This is a genomic window from Nocardia sp. bgisy118, assembly GCF_057708605.1.
On sequence record NZ_JBYISM010000007.1, the window covers coordinates 187800 to 201870 of the forward strand.

The window sequence follows — 14071 nt, forward strand, 5'->3', positions numbered from 1 at the left end:
ACGCCGGTGGATTTCAATGTCGTTGACCGTCCCGAGGTGCTGGTGGCGGGCACGGTGCTTCGCAGCCCAGCGCTAGCGGTCGAGGGGCCGCGCCGCGCGAAGGTGGAGGAAGCGTGGAAGCGCATCCTCTCGCGCCGTCTACCTGGCCCGCCGACCACCGCCTATGTCGATCATGCGCCGGAGATCAACTCCTATCTGACCCACATCGTCGGCTACCGCTGTAAGAGCATCGATGACTTGCTGCCCGGCGACGTGCTGGCCAGGGTGCCCGGTGGCCGGTTCGCCCGATTCATCGCCAGCGGCGACGATCTCGGCGATACGATCGTCAGCATTTGGCGGGCGGTGTGGGATGCCGAGGCGGCGGGCCGGTTCGTGCGTTCCTATACCGGCGACTGGGAGCACTATCCCGACGACCGCACCGCCGAGGTCTTCGTGGCGCTGGCCGACGAACCGAGCGACGGGTAGGACACAACAGTGGATTTCGAGATCGTCACCCTGGACGGCAGCCTGGTCGCCGGACTGACCATTCCGCTGGCCGGCCGCGAAGTGACCGCGCGCGACCTCGATCTGGTGAACTTCACCTGGGATCGCTACCTCGCCAGGGAAAAGAGCGTGCCGCGCGTCGCGGCGTACATCGGCCAGAACGACCATGCCGTCGCCGTCCTCGGCTACGAGGTGGGTTCGCTGGACGACCTGGACCAGGGCGACGTGGTGACCCGCATCCCGCAGGGCCGCTACGCGAAGTTCGTCGTCTCCGACAAGCCCTACGATCTGCTGCGCACGGCGTGGGCGCAGGTCGCCAAGGCCGAGAGCGCGGGCATCATCACCCGCTCGCACACCGCGGAGATCGAGCGCTACACCGGCCCGACCTCCGTCGAGGTCTACGTTTCACTGGACTGAACCGGCTCCGAGCCGACGCGGCGTGTCCGCGGCAAAAAACGCAAAGCCGGTCGGAGAGTGGCTCTCCGACCGGCTTCCCTCATCGAGTCGTCGGATCTACTCCGCGCCGATGATGAACGCTTCCAGCTGGGCGCGGGCGATGTCGTCCGCGAGCTGCTGCGGCGGGGACTTCATCAGGTAGGCCGAGGCCGGGATGACAGGTCCGCCGATGCCGCGGTCCTTGGCGATCTTGGCCGCGCGCACCGCGTCGATGATGATGCCCGCCGAGTTGGGCGAGTCCCACACTTCGAGCTTGTACTCCAGGTTCAGCGGCACGTCGCCGAAGGCGCGACCCTCGAGGCGCACGTAGGCCCACTTGCGGTCGTCGAGCCAGCCGACGTGGTCGGACGGGCCGATGTGCACGTCGTTGGCGCCCAGTTCCTTCTTCAGGTTGCTGGTGACGGCCTGGGTCTTGGAGATCTTCTTGGACTCCAGGCGCTCGCGCTCGAGCATGTTCTTGAAGTCCATGTTGCCGCCGACGTTGAGCTGCATGGTGCGGTCGAGCTGCACGCCGCGGTCCTCGAACAGCTTGGCCATCACGCGGTGGGTGATGGTCGCGCCGACCTGGCTCTTGATGTCGTCGCCGACGATCGGGACGCCCGCGTCCACGAACTTCTGCGCCCACACCGGGTCGGAGGCGATGAACACCGGCAGCGCGTTGACGAAGGCGACGCCCGCGTCGATGGCGCACTGGGCGTAGAACTTGTCCGCCTCTTCTGAACCCACCGGCAGGTAGGACACCAGGACGTCGACCTTCGCGTCCTTCAGGGCCTTCACCACGTCGACCGGCTCGGCCTCGGAGAGTTCGATGGTTTCCGCGTAGTACTTGCCGATGCCGTCGAGCGTCGGGCCGCGCTGCACGACCACGTCGGTCGGGGGCACGTCGGAGATCTTGATGGTGTTGTTCTCGCTGGCGAAGATCGCCTCGGCCAGGTCGAAGCCGACCTTCTTGGCATCCACGTCGAACGCGGCGACGAACTTGACGTCGCGTACGTGGTACCGGCCGAACTTGACGTGCATCAGACCGGGCACGGTCGAGGTCTCGTCCGCGTCCTTGTAGTACTGCACGCCCTGGACCAAGGAAGAGGCGCAGTTGCCCACGCCCACGATGGCCACGCGAACTTCGGTGGCGTTCTCAGCCGTATTGATGTCACTCATGGCCGATGGTTCCCTCTTTCTGTGGTGCCGCCTTCGTTGATTGCTCCGCCGCAATCAACTCGTTGAGCCAGCGCACTTCGCGCTCGCTTGATTCCAGACCGAGTTGGTGGAGCTGTCGGGTGTAGCGATCCAGCGACCCGCTGGCCCGTTTGATCGCTTCCCGCAATCCCTCTCGGCGCTCCTCGACCTGCCGGCGCCTGCCCTCCAGGATCCGCATCCGCGCCTCCGCGGGAGTGCGGCTGAAGAACGCCAGGTGGACGCCGAAGCCGTCGTCGGTGTAGTTCTGCGGGCCGGTGTCCGCGAGGAGCTCCGTGAAACGCTCCCGCCCCGCCGGTGTCAGTTGATAGACCCGCCGCGCGCGGCGCATGGTGACGCCCGCGACGTTCTCCTCCGCGATCAGTCCGTCCGCCTGCATGCGCCGCAGCGTCGGATAGAGCGAACCGTAGGAGAAGGCCCGAAACGGCCCGAGCAGGCCCGTCAGCCGCTTGCGCAGCTCGTAACCGTGCATCGGCGCTTCGAGGAGCAGCCCGAGGATTGCCAGCTCGAGCATCGGGCGTCACCCCCTGACTGTTGTGCAGACCTAACCGATGGATGCGACTTCCGAGTATATCGCGCCGATATAACCGGGCACAGCGATGGGCGATATATGGGGCGTTCACCCAGGTCGGATCAGCGGTTGGGCGGGCGGACGTTCAGCGGTTCGCCGTCGAAGAGGACGGTCATGAATCCGGTCTCGCTCATCTCGTTCTGCACGTAGATCTGCACGTAGGGCTGCGCGCCCTTCTTGTCCTCGCGCTCGATGCTCACGTGCGAGATCGGACTGCCCGGCAGCAGCACCGACTGCGAGGCTCCCGCGAGCAGGCGGGCGAGGATCGGCAGGTCGATGGCGCCCATGTCGACGGTCGGGGTGTCCGGCTTGCGCGAGGACGGGTTGCCGAACAGGGAGAAATCGCCGTCGAAGTGGTAGTAGACGGACTTGCCCTTCTCGTTGCGATAGAAGAGGGCGTAGCGCGGATAGACGGTGACGTCGTCGGCGACCGTGTCGCCGAACTCGGCGCGATACCTGTCGATGAAATAGGCCAGGCCCGCGCCAGTGGTCAGGTCGGGCAGGGGGTCGGCGACGGCCCGATCGACCGCGCTGTGCGCGACGCAGCCGACCAGCCCGCCCGCAATCAGGGCCGCGGCCAGGATCACCGCGGGAATCCAGCGCGTTCGTCCGCGTCCGCCGCGCACCACGGGAGCGTCGACCATTTCGCCGGGAATCTGCAGGTCGTCGATCAGCTTGTCGAGATCTCCGAACGACTTGGCGCGCATGGCGATACCGGTGCGGGCGGTGTGCTCGGACTCGGTGAGCTGACCGTCGGCGAGCGCGGCGTCCAGCAGTCCGCAGACATCGGCGCGATCGCTGTCACTGGCCCGCAGGCGGGCGGTTTTCGACGCCATCAGCGCTTCCCCTCGCCGGTCATCCGACCTCCCTGACCTTCAGCACCTCACCCGACGGCGAGATCACGACGCTGCCGTGCTGGCTGCGGTCGTTGCGCACGCGGATCTCGACGAGGGGCCTGGCGTTGCCCGCGCTGGAACCGTCGGCGGAGATCTCGATGGAGTCGACGACACCGCCGGTCACCTTGGTCATCGCCGGCGCCGTGGCGAGCACCGCGCCGATCGCCTCGACGTTCAGCGTGGCCAGGTCCACGCTGCGCGTGTCCGGCCTGCGCGTGGTGATGAGATTGTCGTGCTGGGTGAATCCGCCCCAGTAGTCCCAGTCGACCGACCACTGCGGCCCCTCCGGCGCGATGCGCTGCACCGATGCGAAATCCTTGTGCAGCCAGAGCTCGTCGACGAGGGTGTCGCCGAACTTCTCCCGGTACTTGTCGCGGTAGAGCGTCATCCCGGCGACGGTGTACAGCTCGGGCCTCGGCAGCACCAGCGGCTGCACCGTGCCCAGCTCGACGGGGACGGCCTGCGCCGGGACCTCGCTGTCGTCGCGTCCCGCGGCGAAATACCCGGCCCAGACTCCGAGCACGGCCACGACGCCCACCGCGGCACGGAACCGCAGATTCCGGCGCGAACGCGGAGGACTCGGCGGCGACGCCGCGGCGGCGCGTTGCACATCGGCCACCAATTCGCCGAGATCACCGAGGGTTTTCGCCTCGGAAGCCAGCTCGGTGAGCGCCTGGTGCTCGTCCGCGTCCAGCTGCCCTTCGCCGTGCGCGTCGTCGAGCACCCGAATCGTGTTGGCACGATCGGCATTCCGCGCCCTGGTGTGGTCCGGATAACTGGCGCGGGTTCGCGCCCGCCGCAAAGGTTTCCGCGTCTTCGCCGACCCGCCCGGCGCCAGATCACCGGCGGCAGCGGGAACTTGCAGGTCGCTCGTCAGGCGCGCCAGCTCACCGACGGTCTTGGCGCGCCCCGCTTTCGCCGTGCGGTCGTGATACTCGTCGGCCCCGAGCTGCCCCTCCGCGTAGGCCGCATCCAACAGACCGCATGCGTTCACGCGGTCCAGATCACGCGCTCGCATGCGCCCGTTGCTCCCGGTGGACACACACGAATCGTAAACAGAACATGCCCACCGGGAACGGTTCCCGCGAAACCGAACGAGGCGAGGACCATGCGCGGCATCGATTCGTGCACGTCGCCGAGGAAATGCGGCGCGCCCGAGTCACGAACCGAGTCCCGCGGCGGCCTCCGTAAGCCCCCTGTACAACACGGAACGGATCGCCTTGTCCTGAACCACCGTCCACCGCGGACGCCGGATGCCGAGCGAAGCGACGCGACATGTGCAATAAATGTCACGGATCTGCGCCTCGTGCGGACTGGACAAGCCGAGGGAAGCTAGGCGTCCTCGCCGAGCGACACAGTGATAGGTGCAGGTCGACCCGGAAAGCGAAGCGCTCCGGGTCGCGAATCGATGTCCGGTGTGGCCTACGTAAGGCGAGCGGAGCGAGGCGTCAGCGCCCGTACCCCGCTACTCTGGTTGGCGTGCGAATTCAGCGGCAGGTGGTCGACTACGCGCTCCGGCGCCGGTCGCTGCTGGCTGACGTCTATGCGGGCCGGGTCGATGTCGCCGAGGTATGTGATGCAAATCCCTATCTCCTGCGTGCGGCGAAGTTCCACGGCCGGGGGAGCGAGGTCACGTGCCCTATCTGCCGGAAAGAACAGCTCACCCTCGTATCCTGGGTCTACGGCGACGGCCTCGGACCGGTGGCTGGTTCGGCTCGCACACCGGAGGAGCTGACGCGCCTCGCCGAGACTCGCGAGGAGTTCTCGGTGCATGTCGTCGAGGTATGCCGGAGCTGCAGCTGGAATCATCTGGTGCAGTCCTATGTGCTCGGCAACGCCCCGGCGCCCACGCGTCGCCGTACGGGTACGCGAGCGAACCGACGTACCGCCGCCGAGTGATGTGCCTGGTCATCTGCCAGTCGGGTGACATGCGGAGCCTGCACGTGTCCGCCGCGGTGCCCGTGACCGCACCCAGCCAGCCTGACCGATACGAGTTATGGAGATCTTGTCAGTGAATTCGCCCTACGAGACTTCCCCCTACGGCGATGAACCGCACGGCGGCCGTACTCAGCGAAGTTCACAACCGGCTCCGAACCCGACTCCAGGCCAGCGCCAGGCGCCCCCTCCCGGTTTCCGCCCGCTACCGCCACCGGGCGGTCCGCGGCCGGGTGGCCCGCGTCCCGGCACACCTCAGGGTGGCCCCAACGGTGGCCCGCAGCCGCCGCATCGTCCCGGCCCGCCGCCGCAGGGTCGTCCCCCACAAGGTCGTCCCCCGCAGGGCCGTCCTCCACAAGGCCGCCCGCCCGAGGGTCGCCCGCCGGAGGGTCGTCCGCAGCCCAACGCCGCGCCCGGTGGCGCCGCCGGCGCGACCCAGCGCATTCAGCGGCCCGGTCAGAATCCGCAGGGCGCGCCCCGGCCCAGCTCGCTGAGCGAGGCGGTCGCCGAGCGCGATCGGCGATCCGGTCCGAGCGCCGCCGTCCGTCCCGCGGGCGGCGCGCGGCCGAACACCGGCCAGCGGCCCGCGATCGACCGCGACCGTCGTCCGAACGGTCCCGCCACCGGTGAGCGCCGCGCCCAGTCCGGCCAGCCCCCTTCGGGTCCGCCGCCGCGCCGCAACGGCGGCGGTGACGGTGGTTCCGGCGGAGCGGGTAAGCGGCCAGGCGCGAAGAGGATTCCTTGGAAGATGATCCGCCGGACGCTCTACGTACTCATCGCCCTCGCCATCGTGGTGCCGAGCGCCGTCTTCCTGGTCGCCTACTCCACGGTGTCGGTGCCGCAGCCCGGTGATCTGAAGACCAACCAGGTCGCGATGATCTACGCCGAGGACGGCAGCACGGTGCTGAGCAAGGTGGTCCCGCCACAGGGCAACCGCACCGACGTGACCATCGAGCAGATCCCGCCGCACGTGCGCAACGCCGTGATCGCGGCCGAGGACCGGGATTTCTACACCAACCCTGGCTTCTCCATCTCCGGCTTCGTGCGCGCGGCCCGCGACAACGTTCTCGGCAAGGAGAGCGCGGGCGGTGGCTCGACGATCACCCAGCAGTACGTGAAGAACGCGCTGGTCGGTGACGAGCGCTCGCTCACCCGAAAGATGCACGAGCTGGTGATCTCCGCGAAGATGGCGCGGCAGTGGAGCAAGGACGAGATCCTCGCCGCCTACCTGAACACCATCTACTTCGGTCGCGGCGCCTACGGCATCGACGCCGCATCCAAGGCCTACTTCAACAAGCCGGTGCAGGATCTGACCGTCGCCGAGGGCGCGGTGCTGGCCGCCACCATCCAGCTGCCCTCGCTGCTGGATCCGGAGAAGAACCCGGAGGGCGCCAAGACGCGCTGGGGCTACGTGCTCGACGGCATGGTCGACGGCGGCAACCTGAAGGCCACCGACCGGCAGGGCATGCAGTACCCGCAGGTGAGCCCCCTCGCGCAGACCCAGGACAAGACGCTGGATTCCGGACCCGAGGGCCTGATCAAGACCCAGGTGCTCGAGGAGCTCGCGTCCGCGGGCATCAGCGAACAGCAGCTCAACACCGCCGGTCTGCAGATCACCACGACCATCGATCCGAAGGCGCAGCAGGCCGCGGTCGACGCCGCGACGAGCAAGATGCAGGGCGAGCCCGAGCAGCTGCGGACCTCGGTGGTGTCGATCGACCCGCGCACCGGCGCGGTGCGCGCCTACTACGGCGGCAACGACGGCCAGGGCTACGACTTCGCCAACGCGCCGCTGCAGACCGGTTCCTCGTTCAAGGTGGTCGGCCTGGCCGCGAACCTCGAACAGGGCATTCCGCTGTCGCAGATGTACGACAGCTCGCCGCTGACGGTGAACGGCATCAAGATCACCAACGTGGAGGGCGAGTCCTGCGGCATGTGCACCATCGCCGAGTCGCTCAAGCGTTCGCTGAACACCAGCTTCTACCGCATGCAGCTGGACATGGGCAACGGTCCGCAGAAGATCGCGGACATGGGCCACAAGCTCGGCATTCCCGAGGAGCTGCCCGGCGTCGGCAAGACGCTGTCCGAGCCGGGCGGCGCGGGCCCGAACAACGGCATCGTGCTCGGCCAGTACCAGGCCCGCGCGCTCGATATGGCCTCCGCCTACGCCACGCTGGCGGCCTCCGGCATGTACCACGCGCCGCACTTCGTGCAGCGGGTGGTGACCGCCGACGGCCAGGTGCTGCTCGACCGCGGCGACGTCGCGGGCGAACAGCGCGTCTCGGCGGCCGTCGCCGACAACGTGACCGCGGCGATGAAGCCGATCGCGGGCTACTCGCGCAACCACGGCCTGGCAGGCGGTCGCGAATCGGCGGCCAAGACCGGCACCGCGCAGTTGCTCGACACCGGCGAGAACAAGGACACCTGGATGGTCGGTTACACGCCATCGCTGTCCACCGCCGTGTGGGTCGGCAGCGTGGACAACTCGCCGCTGCGCAACTACGCGGGCGGCATGATCTACGGTTCCGGCCTGGCGTCGGACATCTGGAAGTCCACCATGGACGGTGCGCTGCAGGGCACGCCGACCGAGACCTTCCCGAAGCCCGCGCCGATCAAGGGCCAGGCGGGCGTTCCCGAGTGGACCGCGCCCTACACCCCGCCGTCGACGGTCGACGCCCCGGCGCCGCCGGTCGTGATCGCGCCGACCCAGGTGGAGATCCTGCCCGGCATCACCATCCCGGTCCCCGGCGTGCAGCCCAACCCGCGTCCGCAGCAGCAGCAACAACGTGAGCAGGACCCGGGCCCGCTGCCCGGCCAGCCGGTCGCGCCGACCGATGGCAGCTCGCCGACCCAAACGGGCTCGCCGCGTCCGGGCGGAACCGGAAACGGCGGCGGAAACGGAAACAGCGGCCAGGAAGAGGGCTCCAGCCCTCAACCCACTCGCAGCCGTTAGGCAAGCAGCTGAGACCGGCGAGGCCGCCCGGAGGAATCCTCCGGGCGGCCTCGCCGATTGTCCAGGTCAGCGACTGATGGAGCGGTCGTCTTCCACAACGACGCCACGCCGCAGGCCTGGCCGCTCCGAAATCAGACTCTGGTGATGTACCAGAACCCGTTCGGGTCCTGATAGCAGCGATCGTGCACACCAGCCCAGGTCAGGCACTCGGAGTAAGAGCCGTAGCCCTCGAGGACGACCCAGTTGCCCTCCCCGACCTTGACGCACCTGTCGCGGACGCCTGCCCAGGTCAGGCACTCCGCATACGACGGATACCCGGCCGATGCGTTCCCCGCGAGTCCGAAGACCGCAGCGCTCGCGATGGCGACGACCGTCAGCAATTTCTTGAGCATTCCCACCCCTCTTCTCGAAGATCGGCTTCCTCCCGTTGCACAGCCGATCACCGTAATTATAACAACGGCAACAACTCTGAATACGGTTACGAGGCAACACCGGCTCCCAGCGGCCGAGTGCCGCGGGGACACACGCACTCGCGCCGAGCAGGGGCGTAGGTCGGCTCGACCGCACCTATTAGGCTCGGGTTCCGTGACCGATCAGCAAGTGGTGGACGTGCGGACAGGCCAGGCCGCGCGCTCCGGCGGGGGCTCGGGCGGCGGGACACACTACGCGGCGCCCTCGCCGCTGGCGCCGGACCTGCGCTCGGCCGACGCGCGGGATCGCCCGAGCCGCAACGATTCCCTCGCCGCGCAGCTCAGCAGCGTCGTCGGCGGGCCGGTGGGCGATCACGCGCTGATCGGCCGGGTCCGGTTCTGGACGCCGCTGCGGGTGATCCTCGCCTTCACCGTGGTGTTCCTGGCGCTGGGCTGGGCCACCAAGGCGGGCTGCATCCAGCAGACCGAGGCGGGCGACGGCTCGCTGACGCTGGATTGGAACAACGGCCGCCAGTACATCGCGATGTGCTACTCGGACACGGTGCCGCTGTACGGCGCCGAACGCCTGGACGAAGGTGCGTTCCCGTACAAGAAGGCCTGGGTCGAGCAGACCCCGGACGGCGGTCGCGAGACCAGGTACATGGAATACCCGGTGCTTTCGGGCCTGTACCAGTACGTGTCCATGCAGCTCGCCAAGACATGGGACACGCTGCCGCTGCCCGGTGCGCTCCAGGTGGTCATCTACTTCAACGTCGTCGCGTTCGGCCTCGCCATGGCCTGGCTGGTGACCGTGTGGGCCTCCGCGCTGCTCGCCGGGCGCAGGATCTGGGACGCGGCGCTCGTCGCGTGCTCGCCGCTGGTGATCGTGCACGCGTTCACCAACTTCGACGCGCTGGCGACCGCCTTCGCCGCCACCGGCCTGCTCGCCTGGGCGCGGCGCAGGCCGGTGCTCGCCGGTGTGCTGCTCGGGCTCGGCGGCGCGGCGAAGCTCTATCCGCTGCTGTTGCTCGGCCCGATCGTGGTGCTGTGCCTGCGGGTCGATCCGATGCACCGGGTGCCGAGTACCCGGATCGGACTGCGCCTGCGCGATATCGACAGCGGGCGCGCGGCGCTGACCTGGCTGCGCGAAACGCCCTACCGTATCCAGTTCTTCGGCTTCCGTCCGCTGGGCGCGGCCATCGTCGCGGTGGTGGCCGCGGCGGGCACCTGGCTGGCGGTGAATCTGCCGATCGCGCTGCTGTATCCGAACGGCTGGCGGGAGTTCTTCCGGCTCAATACCACCAGGCACGCCGATCCGGACTCCATCTACAACGTGATCACCTCGTTCACCGGCTGGTCCGGTTTCGACGGCGAACTGAACCACGGCGAGCCGCCGTCCATTCTGAACGCGGTCTCGCTGCTGCTGTTCGTAGTGGCCTGCGCCGCGGTCGCCTATATCGCGCTGACCGCGCCGCGCCGCCCGCGCGTCGCCCAGCTGTGCTTCCTGGTGGTCGCCGCGTTCCTGCTCACGAACAAGGTGTGGAGCCCCCAGTATTCGCTGTGGCTGGTGCCGCTGGCCGTCCTCGCGCTGCCGCACCGCCGAATCCTGTTGGCCTGGATGACCATCGACGCGCTGGTCTGGGCGCCGCGCATGTTCTACTACCTCGGCCTCGACCGCAAAGGCCTGCCCGAGCAGTGGTTCACCGGCACCGTCGTCCTGCGCGACCTCGCCGTGATCGGACTGTGCGCGCTGATCGTGCGGCAGATCTATTGGCCGGGCGAGGACTTGGTGCGCCGTGATTTCGTGGACGACCCGGCGGGCGGCGTATTCGACCGCACCGCCGACCCCTTGCTGCCCTGGCTGCCGGAACCGTTGCGCCCCAAGGCGACTCTCGTCCGCACCGGTTGAGGCGCTGCCGCAACGGCCCGCCCGCACCGGCCGACGCACTACCGCAGCGGCTCCGGGCCCACCTCCTGACACACTGCCGCAGCGGCTCCGGACCACATCGCTGATTCGCTATCGCAGCGGTCGGCCGCGTGCCGCTGCGAGGCGCGCCTACGCCGCAAGTGGATTCGCCAGACGCGACCGGCGAACGCAACCGCGGCGCTACTCCGAACGCAACAGCTTCGCCGCCAGCTGCGGATCTCGCGGCAGCAGATCCAGTTCCAGTTGCCACGCGCTGCCGGTCCACGGATCGAACAGCGGCGTGTCCTCGACGGTCGGCAGATGGCGGCAGGCCTGCGAGAGCGCGGCCACGGTCCCGTCCGGCGATTCGGATTCGTCGCTGCCGACGATCACGATGGACAGTCCGATCAGGTCGCCGCGCAGGGTCAGCGCCGAAATGCGCTGGGCGTCGGAGGCCTGGTACCCGTGCGGGAAGTCGGCGGCCAGCAGCACCCGATGCTCGGCGGGTGGCGTGAAAGCGCCACTGGTGTAAGCCATCTCGGCGAGTTCCGCGGCGTCGACCAGGGCTTGCAGGCGCGGCGAGATATCGCCGTGCTCGGTGATCGGCGGACCGTTCAGCACCGGTCCTAGCGGTGCGAGCAGTCCGGTGAACGCGCCGGTCAGATCGATGACATCGATGCGGGTGCGCCTGCCGGGATCGGACGCGAGCAGCCGCGCCAGCAGCGCGCCGACCACCGGAACCACCGCCGCCGACCGCTCGGTGTCGATCCACAGCGGCCGGGTCAGCGGCACCGGTACGCAGTACGGAATCCGCAGCGGGCCGCGTTCGATCGCGTACAGCTCGCCGAGGCGGATGCCATCGCTGATCTTGGCGTTGCCCTCCCATGCCGGTGACGACCAGGAGGCCAGCGCGGGCGGCAGCAACCGGTCGGCCTCGGCGAGCTCGCGCATCAGATGCTCGCTGTCGCGCCGGTGATTGCCCTCGGCGACGGCGACGAGTTCGTCGCTGCGCCGTTGCGCCTCCTTGCGTTTCGCCTCGGCGCCCGGCGTGTTCCTCGTCGCGGGATCGGAGACCGCGGCCGAGAGCTCCTCGTCCAGCCGTTTGGCGGCGTAGTCCCGTGCCGAGACGAGCGCGGCGGCCGAGCGCGCCGCGTCCTCGAAGATCATCCACAACCGTTCCAGCCCGTGCGAGACCTCCAGCACGGGAGCCTCGGCCGGATGCTGGGACTGCCGGGGACCGGCGATGGCGGCGCGATCGCCCTCCGGATGCGGCGCGTGCGCGCTCGCGTCGGCTCCGCCGGAGACCTCGACGCCGTGCGCGGGCAACAACACCGGAAGCCCGCCGGCGTAGCCCTGACCGACGGCGCGGACCTTCCACGCGTCGCCGCGCCGATAGACCTCGAGGCAGATCAGCGCAGCCTCTCCCGCGGCGGGCGTGATCGCGAATTCGGCGGTGAGAGCGCCGTTCTCGGCAAGCGACGCGGTCACCGGACCGAGCTCGCCGCCGCCGGGCGCGGCGGGATCGGCGCTGACCACCAGCAGCACCGCCTTCGCGTCGGCGCGCACCTCGGCCAGGGTGATGGTCACCTCGTCGCCGGTCAGCGCGACGCCGCCGGTGCTCGGCTGGTTGTAGAAGACGAAGTCGGCCGCGTCGCGAACCCGCAGGTTCTCCGCCACCACCAGCGCGGAAACATCGAGCGCCGCACCGGCTTTCACGCCGAACCGGAGCACCTCGCCGGAGAGCGGGATGTTCTGGCCTGCCTTCAGTTGAATCACGTTGTCTGCCATGCTCTTCGCGCGTTCCCCCGACGAGCCTTCCTCAGAGGAAGCGGCCCAGCTGGGGGATCGCCTCGCCCGGATGCTTGGCCTGGAAGCCCTCGCCGAGCGCCTGCATCTTCCAGTCGCCGCCGACCCGGAACACCTTCGCCATCGCCATCGCGGTGAACGGCATGCCGCCCGCCATGGTGTACCTGGCGAGTTCGGCGTTGTTGGATCCGTCGACGAGCCGGCAGAACGCGTTGCGCACCTGCTCGAAGGTGTGGCCCTTGTAGGAGGTCACGATGAACACCAGAGAGGTGATGTGCGCCGGAATCCTGGTCAGGTCGACCAGGATGACCTCGTCGTCGCCCTCGCCCTCGCCGGTGAGGTTGTCGCCCTGGTGACGCACCGAGCCGTCCTTGGACGACAGCTGGCCGTAATAGGCGTAGTCGGCCGGGTTGGCGTCGGCGAACATGATCACCGAGGCATCGAGGTCGATATCGACCGTGCGGTTGCCGAACATCCCGCGGCTCTGTACCGGATCCCAGCCGAGACCCATCTTCACGAAGGTCAGCGCCTGGCCGCCCTCCTTGCGCAGCGTGACGCGCTGACCCTTCTGCAAGCTGACCGGGCGGTCCTTGCTCAGGCTCACCTCGCCGGTGGGCTGCGCGGCCTGCTGCGGCGCAGTGCCTTGCTGCTGCGCAGTGGCCGGTCCCGGCGGCGGCGGGTAGCCACCGCCGGGCGGCGGCGCGTACCCGGTGCTGGGCGGCGGGTAGGAGCCGGTGGACGCGTACTGGGGCGACTGCTGCGCCGGGGCCGTCGGCGGCGGGTAGTGCGCCGGCGGCGCGGCCTGGGTCGGCGGCGCGGCCTGGGTCGGCGGCGCGGCCTGGGTCGGCGGCGCAGCCTGGGTCTGCTGCGGCGGGGCCGCGGGCGCTTCGTCGACGGTGACGCCGTGGTCGGTGACGAGCGCGGCGAAACCGCCCGCGTAGCCCTGGCCGACGGCGCGCACCTTCCAGGAGCCCTGGCGGCGGTACAGCTCGAGCGCGATCACGATGGACTCGGAGTCGAGCCCTTCGATCCGGTACTCGTACAACCGATTACCGCTGGAGTCGGACACGACGGCGGTCGGCGGCGCTGACCTGCCGAAGTTGCTGGAGGCGTCGTCGAGCGTGATCACCGCGCGGATCTGGTCGATATCGGCGGGCACCGCGTTCAGCGACACGGCGAGCGAGGCGGGCTGACCCGCCGGTGCGGGCTGCAGGTTCACGCCGGGGCCGGACGGCTGGTTGAAGAAGACGAAGTCCGCGTCCGAGCGGACCTTGCCACGCTCGGTCACCAGGAGCGCGGACAGGTCCGCCGGTGCCGACAGCTGGACGGAGATCACCACGTCGTTGGTGGCCAGTGGACCGTTCTGGCCCTTGGCGAGAGTTGCGGACAAGGTCGACCCTTCGCTTGTCGGTGCGTACGGTTGCCACTCTACGAGAAACGGCCCTGCCACCGCCGGAGTAA

At 69.0% G+C, this 14071-nt stretch carries 12 protein-coding genes; 5 read left to right on the forward strand and 7 right to left on the reverse strand.

The features are described 5' to 3' along the window. The first annotated feature begins 6 nt into the window (after nt 1–6). The gene (locus tag AC3EO7_RS11685; protein ID WP_431968478.1) at nt 7–465 is read left to right on the forward strand and encodes a GyrI-like domain-containing protein; all 459 of its coding nucleotides are present in this window, start codon (nt 7–9) and stop codon (nt 463–465) included. Nucleotides 466–474: 9 nt separating this feature from the next. Then, nucleotides 475–900: a GyrI-like domain-containing protein gene (locus tag AC3EO7_RS11690; RefSeq protein WP_431968480.1), complete on the forward strand. Its 426-nt coding sequence runs from the start codon at nt 475–477 to the stop codon at nt 898–900. A 96-nt stretch (nt 901–996) separates the two neighbouring features. Here the strand turns inward: AC3EO7_RS11690 and AC3EO7_RS11695 are convergent, their stop codons facing one another. The 4 genes from AC3EO7_RS11695 to AC3EO7_RS11710 all read right to left on the reverse strand — a co-directional run bounded on the left by AC3EO7_RS11695 (nt 997) and on the right by AC3EO7_RS11710 (nt 4642). Then, nucleotides 997–2097, reverse strand: a complete 1101-nt coding sequence (locus AC3EO7_RS11695; RefSeq protein ID WP_357448368.1) for an inositol-3-phosphate synthase — start codon at nt 2095–2097, stop codon at nt 997–999. After that, nucleotides 2090–2647, reverse strand: coding sequence for a PadR family transcriptional regulator (locus tag AC3EO7_RS11700; RefSeq protein WP_067786837.1), 558 nt, complete (start codon nt 2645–2647; stop codon nt 2090–2092). The genes AC3EO7_RS11695 and AC3EO7_RS11700 overlap by 8 nt, the downstream gene beginning before the upstream one ends. A 119-nt stretch (nt 2648–2766) precedes the next feature. Continuing rightward, the gene (locus tag AC3EO7_RS11705; protein ID WP_435591178.1) at nt 2767–3540 is read right to left on the reverse strand and encodes a DUF1707 SHOCT-like domain-containing protein; all 774 of its coding nucleotides are present in this window, start codon (nt 3538–3540) and stop codon (nt 2767–2769) included. A 19-nt stretch (nt 3541–3559) separates the two neighbouring features. Then, entirely contained in the window at nt 3560–4642 is a 1083-nt protein-coding gene (locus tag AC3EO7_RS11710) for a DUF1707 SHOCT-like domain-containing protein (RefSeq protein ID WP_435591179.1), read from the reverse strand. A 437-nt stretch (nt 4643–5079) separates the two neighbouring features. On the opposite strand from AC3EO7_RS11710, the gene AC3EO7_RS11715 reads away from it, so the two are divergent. Together AC3EO7_RS11715 and AC3EO7_RS11720 are read left to right on the forward strand one after the other, a co-directional pair. Then, nucleotides 5080–5499, forward strand: coding sequence for a DUF5318 domain-containing protein (locus AC3EO7_RS11715; protein WP_162272772.1), 420 nt, complete (start codon nt 5080–5082; stop codon nt 5497–5499). A gap of 784 nt (nt 5500–6283) precedes the next feature. Beyond that, nucleotides 6284–8488, forward strand: coding sequence for a transglycosylase domain-containing protein (locus tag AC3EO7_RS11720; RefSeq protein ID WP_431968487.1), 2205 nt, complete (start codon nt 6284–6286; stop codon nt 8486–8488). A 131-nt stretch (nt 8489–8619) separates the two neighbouring features. Here the strand turns inward: AC3EO7_RS11720 and AC3EO7_RS11725 are convergent, their stop codons facing one another. After that, nucleotides 8620–8880: a hypothetical protein gene (locus AC3EO7_RS11725; protein ID WP_431968489.1), complete on the reverse strand. Its 261-nt coding sequence runs from the start codon at nt 8878–8880 to the stop codon at nt 8620–8622. Nucleotides 8881–9073: 193 nt separating this feature from the next. Between AC3EO7_RS11725 and AC3EO7_RS11730 the strand changes: the two genes are divergently transcribed. Beyond that, nucleotides 9074–10807: a glycosyltransferase family 87 protein gene (locus AC3EO7_RS11730; RefSeq protein WP_435591180.1), complete on the forward strand. Its 1734-nt coding sequence runs from the start codon at nt 9074–9076 to the stop codon at nt 10805–10807. A 198-nt stretch (nt 10808–11005) separates the two neighbouring features. Here AC3EO7_RS11730 and AC3EO7_RS11735 read toward each other — a convergent pair whose 3' ends face one another. Both AC3EO7_RS11735 and AC3EO7_RS11740 read right to left on the reverse strand, forming a co-directional pair. Next, nucleotides 11006–12592: a TerD family protein gene (locus AC3EO7_RS11735; protein WP_435591181.1), complete on the reverse strand. Its 1587-nt coding sequence runs from the start codon at nt 12590–12592 to the stop codon at nt 11006–11008. Nucleotides 12593–12623: 31 nt separating this feature from the next. Continuing rightward, the gene (locus tag AC3EO7_RS11740) at nt 12624–14000 is read right to left on the reverse strand and encodes a TerD family protein (RefSeq protein ID WP_435591182.1); all 1377 of its coding nucleotides are present in this window, start codon (nt 13998–14000) and stop codon (nt 12624–12626) included. Nucleotides 14001–14071: the final 71 nt, after the last annotated feature.